Origin of the sequence: Microbacterium sp. (assembly GCF_031178445.1) — a bacterium.
In the GTDB taxonomy this organism is placed as follows: domain Bacteria; phylum Actinomycetota; class Actinomycetes; order Actinomycetales; family Microbacteriaceae; genus Microbacterium.
On sequence record NZ_JAPSIY010000002.1, the window covers coordinates 358,933 to 373,946 of the forward strand.

The window sequence follows — 15,014 nt, forward strand, 5'->3', positions numbered from 1 at the left end:
TGACGGATGCTGGATGAAGCGGATGCCGCACGGCGGCGCGAGCTGCAGCGCCGCGCCTTCTCCCGCGGTGATGCGCTGAATGCGGCGGAGACGGCCGAACTGCGCGATCTCGACCTCCGCAGTCGGGGCGATCTCCCCCCGGGGGACGACCACGGGGTCCGAAGTGCGCCGCCGGCTCGCGCCGAGCGGCAGGCCGAGCCGCGCCCTTCGGGCCCCGATGCGGAACCTCCTTCGATCGGGCAGGTGTCGGCGCCCGAGGAGGCAGCCGGCACTCGAGTCGCCGGCAGCCGGGCAGCCGAAGACCACGCGGACACCGGCGTCGAGACCGTCGCACCCCGCCGCCGGATGCTGCTGATGCTCGCGCTGCTCGCCGCCGTCGTCCTGGGTTTCGCCGGCGGCATGCTGCTGCCGGGCCGCACCGCCGGCTCCGCGGTGGCGATGACAGCCGAGCAGCGCGAGCAGTTCACGCAGATCGAGACCTCCGGCGACTACGATCCCGGTTCAGTGCGGTTCGCCGGCGCGAAGCACGGCGCGGCCGTCTGGTCGGCGACTCGTGAGGAAGGCGCCAGCCAGTGCATCGTGCTGAGCTACGGCGACAAGTCGTCCGGCGACTGCTTCACGCAGGGGCAGCTCGAGAGCTGGGGCGGCGGCGTCTCCGCTCAGCTGCAGGTGTCGGTCGACGGCGAGCCGATGTTCATCGTCGCGTCGATCCAGGAGGGGGTCACCGGTGAGTCGTTCACTGTGATCCGCCGTCACGCCGCTCAAGGCAGCTGGCGCGACCGGTTCACCCCGGAGGAGGTCGAGCTGGCCGAGGTGCTCGTCGACGCCGGCCTCGACGTCGATCAGCTCCAGATCGTCGGGTACGACGACGAGACCCCGGTCTGGCTGACCGCCGACGGCGACGTCTGCCTGCTCGTCGTCGACCCGGTCACGGATGACATCGCGCGAGGCTGCGGTCAGGCGGGCCTGGACGACCCTGTGACGCTGAGTCTGCCCGAGGCCACATACAGCCTGAAGTGGCACCCGCGGCGCGGCCCGCTGCTCACCGTCATCCGCGAGTCGCCGTCGATCACCTGTGACATCGACTCGGGCTACTGCGGGTCGATCGACGACACGACCGGAGAGATCCGCTGATCACACGCGGTCGGCGAGGATCGCCACCCGGCCTGCCGCGGAGCGGGTGAGGACGAGTGTCGCGGCCTGCGATCCGCGCAGGTTGAGCTTCTTGCGGAAGGCGGCCGGGTCGATGTCCATGCCCCGCTTCTTGATCTCCAGACGGCCGATGTCGTTCGCGCGCAGCGCGGCGTTGATCGTCTTCACGTGCGCCGGCATGGTCTCACGCACCCGGAACGACTGCACGAACGGGCTGGTTACCGCGGCGTCACCCGTGAGGTAGGCGATCTGCTCGTCGAGCATCCCCGCGTCGAGCATCCGCGCCGCCTCGCCGATGAGCCTGGCGCGGATGACCGCGCCGTCCGGCTCGTGCAGGAAGGCGCCGAGCTCGCGCACCGGAGCATCCTCGGCATCCGCCGGTGCGGTGATCTCGTGGCGGACGTCGTCGCGCATCACGAGCGCGGCACGGCGCACCCCCTCGCGCGCCAACGCGCCGCTCCACAGCACGAGCTCGACGACGTCGCCGTCTGCGCTGACCCATTGCGCCTCGACGTCGCCGGGGATCAGGTCGCGATCGAGCCCGGGGCCGAGCTTGATCCCTGTGGGCCGCTGCCCGGCGACCTCAAAGCACCAGTCCAGGGGCGGCGACCAGTCGGATGCCGCGGTGCGGCGCGTCTCGCTGTGCCCCGCCGTTCGTCGCGCGGGATCGAGCCACACCGCGTGCGAAGCGCGGGGCGGCTCCGGGAGGCAATCCTCGGCCAGACCCTGCCGCACGGATGCGACCTCGCCGAACGGCGCCAGGTTGTAGGCGGCGACGGCGGCGGTCACCTCGTCGGCGTCGACCGCGTCGACCTCGATTCCCGCTCCGGCGAAGGCGAGGCTGTCCCCACCGATGCCGCAGCCCAGATCCGAGACGGCGGCCATGCCTGCGCGACGCAGACGCACGGCATGCTGAGCAGCGACCTTCAGCCGGGTGGCCTGCTCGAGACCGGCGCGGGTGAACAGCATCCGCTGTGCGAACTCGCCGAACTTCACCGCAGCCCGCGCTCGCAGGCTCGCCTGCCCGACGACGGCCGACACCAGTTCAGATGAATGCCCGTCCGCGCGCAGCCGGGACACAGCGCGGGCGACGTCGTCCCTCGATTCGAGAGCGCCCGTGTCCTCCAGCAGAGCCAGCCCCTCACGGGTGAGCAGTGCGGCGAGCTCGGACATCTCCATCGCCCCAGCCTATGCGGCGCAGCATCCCGCCCCGCACCGCCGGCGGCGCCGTGCGACTACCCTGGGGAGCTGCAGTCGTTGGCACTCGCATTGCGTGAGTGCCAACGCTCGTCATAGACTGGAGTTAGCACCCTCACCATGAGAGTGCTAACCAGTCTTCTGATCTCAGTCAAGAAAGAAGAGGTACACCGTGTCGGTTTCCATCAAGCCGCTCGAGGACCGCATCGTCATCCAGCAGGTCGAGGCCGAGCAGACCACCGCCAGCGGTCTGGTCATCCCGGACACCGCTAAGGAGAAGCCCCAGGAGGGCGAGGTCGTGGCCGTGGGCCCTGGCCGCATCGACGACAACGGCAACCGCGTTCCGCTCGACGTCGCCGTCGGCGACCGCGTGCTCTACAGCAAGTACGGCGGCACCGAGGTGAAGTTCGGCGCCGACGAGTACCTCGTGCTGTCGGCTCGCGACGTCCTCGCGGTCGTCGTCCGCTGACGCACTGACGCCAGGTTCTCGAAGGGCCCGGATGCTTCGGCATCCGGGCCCTTCGTCGTTCCCCCTATCGTCTCCCGCATCACCGGGCCGGAATCCCCGTCCGCGCCCGTGAGGGATCGGGATCACCCCCGATGCCGCTGCAGCCGATGAGTTCCACACTCGTATCAAGCGCCGCACGGCACTCACACGAACAGGGGATCGATCATGGCTTTGGAAGACAACACCAACGTTCTGGGCGCCCAGTGGAATCTGGGCCTGGCCAACGTCGGAAACACGCACGACGAGAGCACGAACACCAACGTCGAGGACAACAACGTCGGCAACACCAACGTCGAGGACAACGAGGTCGAGGTCGGCAACACCGACATCGAAGACAGCTTCGTCGCCAACGACTCGTTCAACGACAACTCCGAGAACACCGACAACTCGGACAACATGTCGCACAACGACACCGACGTCGACGACTCGTTCAACGAGGACGACTCCATCAACGACTCGTTCCAGGACAACTCGGTGCACGACTCGGGCAATCAGACGCTGTACGACCACTCGGTCAACACCGGCATCCGCCAGTACGACGCCGGCATCAACGAGCTCAACATCGGTCTCGACGGCGGCGACATGGCCGGCATGGCCAAGATGTACGGCATGGGCGGCGGGGCCGACCTCGACATCGATGTCGACGCCCGTTCGACGGTCAACGACCAGTCGGTGAACCAGAACATCTCCACATCGTCGGGCAGCGGCGGAGCCGCGATCGCGGTCGGCGGCGACGCCGACGGCGGCTGGGGAGGCCCTGCGTTCTCCGGCGCAGCCGGAGGCGATACCGGTGCCGGTGGCGCTGGCGGCAGCGGCGGGTCCGGAACCGGCGGCGCCGGCGGGCTGGGCGGCCTCGGTGCCGGTGGCGCCGGCGGGGCGGGTACCGCCGGTGCGGGCGGGGCAGGCGGCGCATCGGGCGCGGCCGGCGACGGCGCCTCGGCCGCACAGGGCGGAGATGCTGCCGCGGGCACCGGCGGAGACGCGGGCGCCGTGGGCGGTTCGGCGACCGGCGGTAACGTCAGCCAGTACTTCGGTCAGAGCAGCAACATCGCATCCGGAGACCACTCGGTGGCGGCCGGCGATGACGTGGACATCCGCAACATCGACACCGACATCACCGTCGGCGACGTCTCCATCGGCAACACCTGGAACACCGACTCGTTCAACGACGACTTCTCCGACAACTGGTCGGTGAAGGACTCGTTCCAGGACAACTCGATGACGGACAACTCCGACAACTGGTCGGTGAACGACTCCTTCCAGGACAACTCGTCCAACCCGGATGTCGACGTCGACGTGGACAACTCCAACGTCGGCAGCCCCTTCGGGGACGCGAACGAGTTCGACTTCTGACAAGGCGCAGACGAACTCGAAAGGATCGCCCGGTCGTCCACCCCTGGTGGGCGGCCGGGCGCACCACTACACTCCTGAGACATCAGACGCGGAGCGTGTGACATGCCCGATGACACAGAGGACCGGCCGGAGCCGCTCGACCGGAGCGGCCTTTCGGCGTGGGAGGACGAAGCCGTCAGCGACCCGTTCTCAGGCAGTGTCTTCAGTCAGGAGATCGCCGGCATCGACGAGTCCGACTGGGACATCGACAGTGCGCTGATCTGGGGGGACGAGTCGTCCGACACGGACGACTCCGGGATGCCGCCGGGCGGCGACTTCATCGTCTGACCGCCCGGTTCGTCCGTTATACGCACGAGAGGGGATCACGTGCCACAGCAGGATCGCACCGACGACCGACCCGGAATCGTCGACGTCATCCACGACGTCGGCGATCTCGCCATGTCAGCCGGACGCACGGATCTCGCATCCCGTCTCGCGCAGACGAAGAGCCGCATGGAGGACCCATCCATCCGCGTGATCGTGGTGGGGGAGTTCAAGCAGGGCAAGAGCAAGCTCATCAACGCGCTGGTGAACGCACCGGCCTGTCCGGTCGACGACGACGTCGCCACGAGCGTTCCGACCTCGGTCGGCTACGCCGAAGAGCCTTCGGCCTGGGTGTTCGAGCTGCAGGAGGGCGAGGGTGAACCGCAGCGCCGTGAGGTGCCGCTCGCTGACCTGGCCGACTATGTGTCGGAGCGCGGCAATCCCGGCAACGAGCGCGGCATCCTCTCGGCCGAGGTGCTGCTGCCCCGGGAGATCCTCAAGGGCGGCCTGAGGCTCGTCGACTCGCCGGGCGTGGGCGGCCTGGAGTCGTCGAACTCACTGGCGACGCTGGCCGCGCTGTCGTCAGCGCACGCGGTGCTGCTGGTCTCGGACGCGTCGCAGGAGTACACGGAGCCCGAGGTGCAGTTCCTGCGGCATGCCATGCGCATCTCGCCGAACGTCGCGGCCGTGCTGGCCAAGATCGACCTGTATCCGCAGTGGCGGCGCATCGAGGAGATCGACAGAGAGCACCTCGAGGGCACCGCCGACGTGCCGATCTTCTCGGTGTCCAGCGACCTGCGCCTGCTGGCCGCCGAGCTGCAGGATCGCGCGCTGAACGACGAGTCGGGCTTTCCTGCGCTGGTCGCACACCTGCGCAGAGAGGTGCTGGGGCGCGCCGAAGTCATCCATGAGCGCAGCGCGGTGCACGACCTGACGTCGGTGGTCGACCAGCTCGGCATGTCGCTCCGGGCGGAGCTGAGCGCGCTGCTGAACCCGCACGACACCCCGCGCATGATCGCGGAGCTCGAGGAGGCCAAGGCGAAGGCCGATGAGTTCCGTGGTCGTTCCGCGCGATGGCAGGTGACCCTCACCGACGGCATCGCCGACCTGGTCGCCGATATGGAGCACGACGTGCGCGACCGGCTGCGCAAGGTGCAGCGGGAGGCAGAGAGGGCGATCGACGAGGGCGATCCAGGCCCGATCTGGGATCAGATCAGGGAATGGCTCGATCAGCGGGTGACCGCCGCCGTCACCGAGACATTCGTGTGGACCGATGAGCGCTCGCGGTGGCTCTCCGAGGAGGTCGCGGAGCTGTTCAGCCGAGGCGAGGCCGAGATCCCCACCGTCGACGTGTCAGACATCCGCGGGGTGCTCGACCCGGTCGAGGAGATCGCAGGGCTCGACGCCGGTCAGCTCAGCGCGGGGGAGAAGATCTACATCGGAGTACGCGGCTCGTATGGCGGCGTCCTGATGGTCGGCCTCGCCACCGGTCTCATCGGCATGGCGCTCATCAACCCGCTCTCGCTGATCGCCGGCGTCCTGGTCGGCCGACGCGCTTACCGCGAGGACATGAGCAACCGGCTGTCACGGCGTCAGCAGGAGGCGAAGGTGATCGTGCGACGCTACATCGACGAGGTCACCTTCCAGGTGGGCAAGCAGCTGAAGGACCGGCTGCGGCTGGTGCAGCGCACAGCGCGCGACCATTTCGGGTCGATGGCCGATGAGCTGCACCGTTCGCTGTCGGAGGCGCTGCTGACCGCGAAGAAGGCGGCGACGGACTTCACCGCATCGAGAGACCAGCGCGTCGTGGATCTGCAGGACCGGCTGCAGGCGCTCGAACGGCTGCGCAGGGCCATCCCCGCGCTGCCGCAGGATGAGACCCCACCCGCCCGTGCGCTGGGAGCTGCACCGGCGGGTCGGTCATGACGGTCACCGTCACCTCCGCCACCGAGGAGCTGCTTCGCACGGCGCGCAGTGTCTACGCGGATGACCGCGAGGCGCAGGAGCTGATCGGCCGGCTCGAGGTTCGACTGCACGAACCGCTGCGGCTGGCGCTGGCCGGAATGGTGAAGGCGGGCAAGTCGACGCTGCTGAACGGCATGCTCGGCGAGCGACTGGCGGCCACCGACACCGCGGAGTGCACGCGGGTGGTGACGTGGTACCGCTACTCGGCCACCCCGGTCGTCACGATGCATCTGCGGGACGGACGATCGGAGCGCATGCCCATCCGGCGCACCTCCGGGTTGCTCGTCTTCGACCTCGGCGGGCGGACGGCCGAGGAGATCGAATGGATAGACGTCGGCTGGCCGCTTGCCGCGCTGAAGAAGCAGATCCTCATCGACACCCCCGGCATCGCTTCGCTGTCCACCGATACGTCGGCCAGGACCACACGGTTCCTCACGCCGGAGCAGTCGCCGTCGGCGGCGGATGCCGTGGTCTACCTGATGCGCCACCTGCACGGGTCGGACGTCAAGTTCCTGGAGGCGTTCCGTGACACCTCGGCAGGCGTCGCGGAGAGCGTCTGCGCGGTCGCCGTGCTCTCCCGCTCCGATGAGGTCGGCTCGGGGCGCATCGATTCGCTGGTGTCCGCACGCAGGGTGGCGCGCCGCTACGAGCGCGACGGCGACCTCGCCTCGCTGGCTCTGGAGGTGATCCCGGTGGCGGGGCTCCTCGCCGAGGGCGCCCGCACGTTGCGCGAGAGCGAGTACATCGCCTTCCGTGAGCTCGCGGGCCTGGAGCGCGCGGAACGCGAGCGGCTGCTGATCTCGGCGGATCGATTCACGCGAGAGAGCGCGGCGACCGGACTCAGCGTCGCGGTGCGCGAGGCGCTGCTGTCGCGGTTCGGCATCTTCGGAGTGCGCCTCGCTGCGGCCCTCATCCGCGGGGGAGCGACGAACTCCAGCGAGCTCTCCGAGGCCATGGTCCAGCAGAGCGGACTCGTGGAGCTGCAGGAGTTCATCGAGACGCATTTCCACCCGCGAGCCGCGACGCTGAAGGCGCGCGGGGTTGTGCTGCAGCTCGACACCCTCATCCGGCAGCGCCCCCGCTCGGGAATCGACGCGATCCGGGCCGGCATCGAGCGATTCGAAGCTTCCGCGCACACACTGCGCGAGCTGTCGCTGCTCGCCCGCGCCCGCGCGGACGGGCTCCCGCTGCCCGCTGAGGACGCCGCGGAGGCGCAGCGGATCGTCGGCGCGCACGGGGTCACGCCGCAGCGCAGGCTCGGCCTGACCGATGACGCCGAACCCTCGCAGATCGCAGAGCGGACGATGGAGGGCATCGACCGCTGGCGGGCGCTCGCCGAATCGCCGCTGCTCACGCGGGATGCCGTCGCAGTCTGCGCCGTGGTGGTGCGCAGCCTGTCTGCGGTGGTGTCAGAGATCGGAGCCGGACGCGACCTGAGGCCCGCGACGGATGTCGTGCCGGCGGGCCGACCAGGCGATGGCACGGGGCAGGATGCTGCACAGCAGGGCGAGCAGCACGAGGCCGGCCTGCGCGGCGAGGAGCGGCTGAAGTGGCGCTCCCTGCTTGCCCAGCGCGACCCACTCCGGTGAGAGGACCACCAGCATCACCTGGATTCCGAGGGTCAGCAGCTGCCACCAGCGGATCTGCGGCCTCCGGCTCATGAACGACACGAGCAGCGTGATCTGCACGAGCAGCGTCGCCACGACGATCGCGAACACCACCCAGAACACGATGTCCGCCGTCGAGTCGTACGTCTCCTCCGCTCTGCCGGGTGTGACCGCGCGCGCCACGTCGGAGATCAGCGGCAGCAGATCCTTGCGGATCACGAAGTAGTACACGGTCGTGAATCCACCGACCGCGAAGCTGAGGATCCACAGGAACTGGCACATCCGCACCGAAAACGGAGGGGTGAGCTTCACCAGCACGGGCGGGCCGTTGGGGTTCGTCAGCGGTGGCCGCGCCGGCGCCTCATGCGGCTGCTCGACACCGGCGGGCAGAGCGATCCCGGCACCCCGGTCCCTGAGGGGAAGAGACTGGGGCGCCGGGTTCGCCGACCCAGTGGTGTCAGTCATCCTCGAGCGGTGCGTCGACCGGGGCATCGTCGTTCACCGCGGCGCTGGCGGCATCCGCGTCGTACGAATCGCCTCCGCCCGCGGTCATGTCCCCCTCGAGCAGATCGGCCGGCTCGGGAACGGATGCGGGCGCGGCGGCCGGCTCCGGTGCGGGAGTGGGCACCGGCGCAGGTTCTGCGACGACGGCTTCTGTGACATCGGCTGCCGTATCCACGGCGTTCGCGGTCGCCTCACCGGCGACCGCGGCGGCTGCGCTCACGTCGTCGTCCGACGCGATCGGAGCGTCAGCGGCGTCGTCGTCGACATCCACATCGTCGGGGCCAGAGCCCGTGTCGTTGAAGCTGTGGTCGTTCGTCGTGTTGCCGGCCGAGATGTCGCCGACGGACACGTCGACATCGGAGTCCACGACCGTGGCGTCATCGCCTGCGGCGACCGCATGGTCGCCCGACGCCACCACGGCGTCCTGGTCGAACAGCTGCGTGACGTCTCCGCCCTCGGTCCAGATGTTCTGGTTCACCGACTGGTCGAGGATCGTCGAGCGGGCATCCACCGTCGTGTACTGCTGGATCATCCGCACGATCTCGTGCACGGGGTCGTTGTGACCCGGCGGCGGGGACGGGGGCGGGTTCTCGTGGTGGATCACCGTCGGGTGATCGACGATGACGGGCCTGACCTGTGCGACGTCGGCCATGCACACGCCGCTGAGCCCGTTGTCCGCCAGCGTGGCCTGCGGCTGCGCGATGAACTCCTCCGCCGCGTCCGGATCGTGCAGAAGACTCATGATGAACGCGATGAGCGCGTCCGCGATGGTCTCGACTGGTGATGTCATCACTGCCCCCTTCAGTGCGGATGATCGCCGGGCTCCCAGTGCCAGGCGGGTCACCGCGCAGGATCATGAACTGGATCGTATTCGCGTCGCTCCCAACTCGGCATCGGGGATTCCCCCGATACCGGGCGGACCTCCTACGGGGGTCCGTCCGCCGGCCCCGACCCCGCGCCGTGATCGCCGAGCAGCAGCCGCAGCCGCGCCAGCATCTCGGAGCGCGAGGACGCCCCCAGACGGCGCCGGATGTGGGCGATGTGGTGCTCGACCGTGCGCGGAGAGATGAAGATCGTGTCACCGATCTCGGCGTAGGTGCGTCCCCTCAGCACCAGCTGGGCGACCTCGATCTCGCGATCGCTCAGCACCTCCTCCGGGGCGGTCTCGACCGCAGCGGAGGCGTCGTCGTCGGATTCCGCGCCCGTCGGTCGTGGGGCGCCCTCACTCGGGTGCAGTTCGCGCGCGCATGCGAGCAGCTGGGCAGCGACCCTGCGATCGGTGGTGCGCGCCGCGCCGTGCCCCGCCAGCCGCGCGGCGTCCCACAGCAGACCGATCCGCGCCAGCGACTCCGCGGCACCAACGACCGCCTCCTGGTCCACCGTCCCGGCGAGCACGGCGGTCCACACCCGGCCGGCTCTCGCCATGCAGGCGGCCACCTGGCTGTGCACTGACGCCGCGACCAGCGCCTTGGCGTGCGGTGCGAGTCGTTCCGGACTGCTCAGCAGGATCCCCTGCTGCAGCGCCGACCACCTGACGTGAGACGTCCATAGCGGCGGGCTGCCCAACCGCTCGACGATGTCGAGCGCGCGGGTGAGATGGGGCTGCACCGACTCAGCGTCGCCGACCCTGGTCGCCGCGCTGAAGAACTCCGCGAACGGATGCAGCAGGAAGAGATCGACCTCGGCCCGCAGCAGGACGCCGCGGGCGTCGGACCAGCTCGCCTCGAGACCCACCGCGTCGTCGTAGCGTCGGGCCAGCGCCACGCGCACCGCGTGCGCGAGCAGATCGTCTCGGGCGCAGAGCGGGAGGGCGGCCGACGCGAGTCGAAGCGATTCGCGTGCATCGTGCGCGCGCGCCTGCTGCACCGAGATCCACGCTCGCCACAGCTGCAATCGCGGACGCGCCCACGGGCCGCCGTGGTCGCCGTTGATCGCGTCGTCGATCACACTGCGCGCGGTTGGAAGCGCTCCGAGGTTCAGCGCTGTGACAGCCGCGATCACGGCCGGCAGTTCACAGATGGGGTCGACGGCATGCGCGGCCGTGTACGTCTCCGCCGCACGCACGAGGTCGGCGAGTGCGGATGCCCCGCCGTCCGGCGCGATCGACGCGCGCAGACCGGCGCGAAGCATCTCCATCGAGACGCTGTGCGCGGAAGGCAGCGTGGCGCCGGGGGCGGCGGCGTCGGGCGGGTCGACGGAGCCGACACCGAATGAGGCGATGGTCGCGTCTGCGATGCGCGCTGCATCCGTCGGGAGGACCAGGCGATGCACGTCGTGTGCTCTCTGCATCATCGCCCTGGACGCCCACACCGCGGCGGTGATGTCCGACAGCCCGTCGCGGCGTGCGTCCGCGATGCTGTCGTCGAGCGGATGCTCCCTCAGCGCGTCCTCGGCGAGCGCGGCGGCCGTCTGGAAGTCGCCGGAGGACCACGCCGCTCTGGCCCGCCGTGGCATGAGCTCGGCGGCGGGGGCGCCGCAGTCGATCGCGCGCCGGTACAGGTCCGCGGCGCGCAGCGGGTCGCTGCGCAGCAGATCGTCGGCGAACGTCGTGAGTGCGACGGAGATGCGCTCGTCCTGCAGCCCGGTGAGCAGAGCCGATTCCTCTGCGGCCTGCGCCTGCAGCCCGCCGGCGGAGCGGAGGCTCGCCTCGAGCAGCCGGCGGGCGGGGATGCTCGCTCGTACGGCGCGCCGTACCAGCGGCACGGGCAGGCCGTTGCGCTGCAGTAGGCCCTCGGCATGGCCCCGCTTCAGCCATTCGTCCGGCGAGTCGGCTGGCAGGGCGGCACCGACCGGTGCGACACAGATCTCCTCGATCCGCTCGCGGAGTTCGCGGTCGACCGTGTCGAGCCGGTGGGCGATGGCCTCGGCGAGCGATCGATCGAGTTCGTCATGGCCGCGGCCGCCGGCGCAGTCGCGCTCGTCGTGCCGGCGCAGAGTCTCGTCGACCAACCAGGCCACGCCGCCGGTCATCTCGAGCACGTGCTCGACGCATCCGTCTGACATCGCACGCTCGTCACCGAGGTGATCGAGCAGGTCCGAGCGCAGCACATGCCCCAGCACGACGACGGGGCTGTGACCTTCCAGCATCCGCACGATGTCGCGCGACGCGGCCGTCGCCGGCCATGGACGCCTGGCGACGATGAGAGCGGCGTCGGGATCCTCCGCCCGCTCACGGAGCGGCGCGAGCAGAGCGTCATCCCACAGGTGCAGGTCGTCGACCATCAGCACGTGCGACCGCGAGATGCGGCTCACATCCGCTTCCGGTCCGCGCAGCAGGGTCGTCTCCCGCCCTCGGCGCGCGAGCGCATCGCGCAGATGCCGCAGTCCGGTGGATTTGCCCGATCCCGCATTGCCGATCAGCACGGCCCGCGGAACCGGTGCGGCGATGGTTTCGAGCACCGGCTGCAGCTGCCGCTCCCAGGCGATCGGGCCGCCTGCTGACGTCGAGAGAACTGTCGTCGTGGTCGTCATGACGTCGATCGGCGCTCAGGCGACCGGCTCCGCGGTCGGTGGGCCCGACGGCTCCGGGGTGGGCTCGGGTTCCGGGGCGGGTTCGGGCGCCGGTTCCGGCGTCGGATCCGGGGTCGGCTGCGGATCGGCAGGCGTCGACGTATCGTCGGCGGGGGTGACCGGATCGGGTTCAGGCGTCGGCGTCGGCGTCGGGTCGGTGACGGGGGCGGGATCGGTCGTAGGGTCGGGAGTCGGCGTCGGGTCGGTCGTCGCGGCCGGCTCCGGTGCAGGATCAGTCGCGGGGGTGGGCTCCGCCTCGCCGGGCGCGGGGGAGGGGCGACCGCCGGATGCGGGAGGCGAGGTCGTCCCGCCCGAGGGCCGGGAGGGCGCCGTGCCAGCATCGTCGGTGGAGTCAGGTGGAGTGATACGCGGCCCACCACCTGCCTCGGCGCCGTCTGATGCATCCGACTGCTCCGGCGGCGCAGTGCTTTCGCCCGCCTCGGGAGAGGATGACGGTGCGGCGGCGGTCGTGAAGCCTGACGAGGCCGAGCGGTCCAGCGCCAGCGGGCCATGGGAGCCTGCGAGCACGTGGCCTGCTGCCTCCGCGGCGTCGCCGCCCGCGCCGAGACGCGTCGTCGTGCCGAGCACCAGTCCGCCCGCCACCAGTACGGACGCGGCCACGAGCGCGGCGGCCGCGGCGTACGGCACCGAGAGCCGCGCGACTGCCTGGCGCTTGCCGGCGCCGCGGCGCAGCGACCGGTGAACGGGCGCACGGTCGGTCATCGACACGGGGGTGAGATCGGGTGCGGATGCCGCGGATGCCGCGGCTGCCAGTTCGCGACGCCGCTCGCCCTCCTGCCAGGACAGGCGGGCGCAGCCCATGGCGACAGCGCTGCGCGGGTCATCCGGCACGGTCAGGGGGCGGTCGAACCGCTCGGACAGACGCTGCGCGACCAGCGGCGTGCGCGATGCGCCTCCCACCAGGAGGATCTCGTCGACGTCGCCCTCGTCGACCCCGGTGATCTCCAGCACCCGCTCCAGCGCGTCGAGGGTGATGCGCAGTGGCTCTGCGGCGAGATCCTCCAGTTCAGCGCGTGTCAGCCGCACCATGCCGGCGTCGGCCCCGCCGGGCGCGGGCATCACGGCATCCGATTCGAAGGACAGCGTCTCCTTGGCGTGCACGGCGCTGCGGCGCAGCATCTGCGTGTCGTGGTGCAGGGAGCTCTTCTCCCCGCCTTCGGGCCCGGGCGAGGTGGCCAGCACGTGCCGCAGCAGGGATTCGTCGATGTCGGCACCGCCGACCTCCTGCCGGAACGTGCCGAGCAGCACGCCGTCGCGCAGTACGCTCGCCTCGAACCCCGACCCGCCCAGGTCGTAGACGGCGACGATGCCGGCGGCCTCCGGCCCTTCCGGTTCGAGCGCGTGCACGGCGGCGACGGCGGCAGCGGTGAGCGCGACCTCTCCGACCCCGCACTGGCGAATCGCCTCGCGGAGCGCGTCTGCACGGTGCCCACCCCACCCCGTGGGGTGGGTGACCGCGACCATCAGCGGCCGGGAGCCCTCACGCTCGGAGACCGCCGCCACGATCGAACGCACCAGACGGGCGACGAGGTGTTCGGCGCGCACCGCGAAGCCCCCGACCACCAGCGGCACGTCATCGCCGACGTGGTGCAGGAATCCGCGGATCAATCGCTCCGGACGTTCCAGGCCGCTCTTCAGACCCGCCGACCCGAAGAGCACGTCGCCATCGTCGGCGATGAACGCGACAGCCTCGATGACGGAACGTTCGCCGTCGGCCGCGAACGGCGCGACATCGACTCCTCCGCTCGGCGCGATGCGAGCGGTGGCCGCCGTGAAAGAGGTCACCCCAGCATCGATCGCGAGCGAGTACCCGGATGGGCACATCGGCTTTTCCCCAGTCTTATCCAGCTCCCCCAAGCTTTGGACAGTGTCACTATAGGGCGTAAACCGACGCGGCACCAGAGGCCGCATCCTGGTATACCGCGCGGCGCCTAAGCTTGACCGGTGAGCACCGCCCTCGACACCACGCGCAGCAGCGGAATCGCCTACACGGTCGGCGCCTATCTCATCTGGGGTGTGCTGCCGCTCTACTTCCTCGCGCTCGCCCCTACGGGGCCGTGGGAGGTGGTCGCCTGGCGGGTGCTGCTGTCGCTCGCATTCTGCATCCTGCTGCTCACCGTGATGCGCGGATGGCCCGCCCTCGTCGCCATCGTGCGGCAACCGCGCCTGCTGGGATGGACGGCACTCGCGGGGCTGCTCATCTACATCAACTGGCAGGTGTTCCTGCTCGGCACCCTCGACGGCAAGGTCATCGAGACCAGCCTCGGCTACTTCATCAACCCGATCTTCACCGTGCTGCTCGGCGTCTTCGTGCTGCGCGAGCGCATCACCCGACTGCAGTGGGCGGCGATCGCCATCGCCGCGATCGCCGTCGTCGTCATCGTGGTCGCCTATGGCGCCTTCCCCTGGATCGCCCTGTCGCTCACGGCGTCCTTCGGCGTGTACGGACTGGTCAAGAAGAGGATCGGCTCATCGGTGGACGCCGTCAGCGGGCTGACCCTCGAATCGTTCTGGCTCATCCCGATCGCCGTCGTCACGCTGGTGGTCGTCGGGCAGAGCGACGGGATCACCTTCGGACATGTGAGCGCCTGGCACACCGCGCTGGTCGCATTCGCCGGCGTCGCCACCGCTGTGCCGCTGCTGCTGTTCGCGGCGGGGACACGTCGGGTCGACCTCAGCCTGGTCGGGATGATCCAGTTCATCACCCCCGTAATGCAGTTCCTGGTCGGGTGGGCGCTGCTGGGTGAGCCGATGCCGCCAGAGCGCTGGGCCGGATTCGTCATCGTCTGGGTCGCGATCGCGGTGTTCATCGTCGATCTCACGATCGCCGCTCGTCGCGGCCGTCGCGAGAAGCCGGCACCGCTCGTCTGAGCCCTGTGCGTGCAGTCGGCCGG

General features: G+C 70.1%; 11 protein-coding genes. 7 read left to right on the plus strand and 4 right to left on the minus strand.

The window, feature by feature from the left end:
- Nucleotides 1–6 precede the first annotated feature (6 nt).
- Entirely contained in the window at nt 7–1,134 is a 1,128-nt protein-coding gene (locus RIN43_RS04555; RefSeq protein WP_309127695.1) for a hypothetical protein, read from the plus strand.
- On the opposite strand, the gene RIN43_RS04560 is transcribed toward RIN43_RS04555, so the two are convergent.
- Nucleotides 1,135–2,331, minus strand: coding sequence for a class I SAM-dependent methyltransferase (locus RIN43_RS04560; RefSeq protein ID WP_309127696.1), 1,197 nt, complete (start codon nt 2,329–2,331; stop codon nt 1,135–1,137).
- A gap of 190 nt (nt 2,332–2,521) precedes the next feature.
- On the opposite strand from RIN43_RS04560, the gene groES reads away from it, so the two are divergent.
- The 5 genes from groES (at nt 2,522) to RIN43_RS04585 (ending at nt 8,067) form a co-directional block, all read left to right on the plus strand.
- Nucleotides 2,522–2,818 carry a co-chaperone GroES gene (gene groES, locus RIN43_RS04565; protein ID WP_067242196.1) on the plus strand — a complete coding sequence of 99 codons (297 nt, stop codon included), beginning with the start codon at nt 2,522–2,524 and terminating at the stop codon, nt 2,816–2,818.
- Between the two features lie 204 nt (nt 2,819–3,022).
- Nucleotides 3,023–4,210: a hypothetical protein gene (locus RIN43_RS04570; protein ID WP_309127697.1), complete on the plus strand. Its 1,188-nt coding sequence runs from the start codon at nt 3,023–3,025 to the stop codon at nt 4,208–4,210.
- 102 nt (nt 4,211–4,312) lie between these two features.
- Nucleotides 4,313–4,537: a hypothetical protein gene (locus tag RIN43_RS04575; RefSeq protein ID WP_309127698.1), complete on the plus strand. Its 225-nt coding sequence runs from the start codon at nt 4,313–4,315 to the stop codon at nt 4,535–4,537.
- Between the two features lie 39 nt (nt 4,538–4,576).
- Nucleotides 4,577–6,439, plus strand: coding sequence for a dynamin family protein (locus RIN43_RS04580; protein WP_309127699.1), 1,863 nt, complete (start codon nt 4,577–4,579; stop codon nt 6,437–6,439).
- Nucleotides 6,436–8,067, plus strand: a complete 1,632-nt coding sequence (locus RIN43_RS04585) for a dynamin family protein (RefSeq protein ID WP_309127700.1) — start codon at nt 6,436–6,438, stop codon at nt 8,065–8,067. The genes RIN43_RS04580 and RIN43_RS04585 overlap by 4 nt, the downstream gene beginning before the upstream one ends.
- A 475-nt stretch (nt 8,068–8,542) precedes the next feature.
- On the opposite strand, the gene RIN43_RS04590 is transcribed toward RIN43_RS04585, so the two are convergent.
- The 3 genes from RIN43_RS04590 to RIN43_RS04600 form a co-directional block, all read right to left on the minus strand.
- The gene (locus RIN43_RS04590) at nt 8,543–9,379 is read right to left on the minus strand and encodes an IniB N-terminal domain-containing protein (protein ID WP_309127701.1); all 837 of its coding nucleotides are present in this window, start codon (nt 9,377–9,379) and stop codon (nt 8,543–8,545) included.
- 134 nt (nt 9,380–9,513) lie between these two features.
- Nucleotides 9,514–12,060: a LuxR C-terminal-related transcriptional regulator gene (locus RIN43_RS04595; RefSeq protein WP_309127702.1), complete on the minus strand. Its 2,547-nt coding sequence runs from the start codon at nt 12,058–12,060 to the stop codon at nt 9,514–9,516.
- Nucleotides 12,061–12,075: 15 nt separating this feature from the next.
- Nucleotides 12,076–13,905, minus strand: a complete 1,830-nt coding sequence (locus tag RIN43_RS04600; RefSeq protein WP_309127703.1) for an Hsp70 family protein — start codon at nt 13,903–13,905, stop codon at nt 12,076–12,078.
- A gap of 159 nt (nt 13,906–14,064) precedes the next feature.
- Here RIN43_RS04600 and rarD point away from each other — a divergent pair, with 159 nt between their 5' ends.
- On the plus strand, nt 14,065–14,991 hold the full coding sequence (gene rarD / locus RIN43_RS04605; RefSeq protein WP_309127704.1) for an EamA family transporter RarD: 927 nt from the start codon (nt 14,065–14,067) through the stop codon (nt 14,989–14,991).
- Nucleotides 14,992–15,014: the final 23 nt, after the last annotated feature.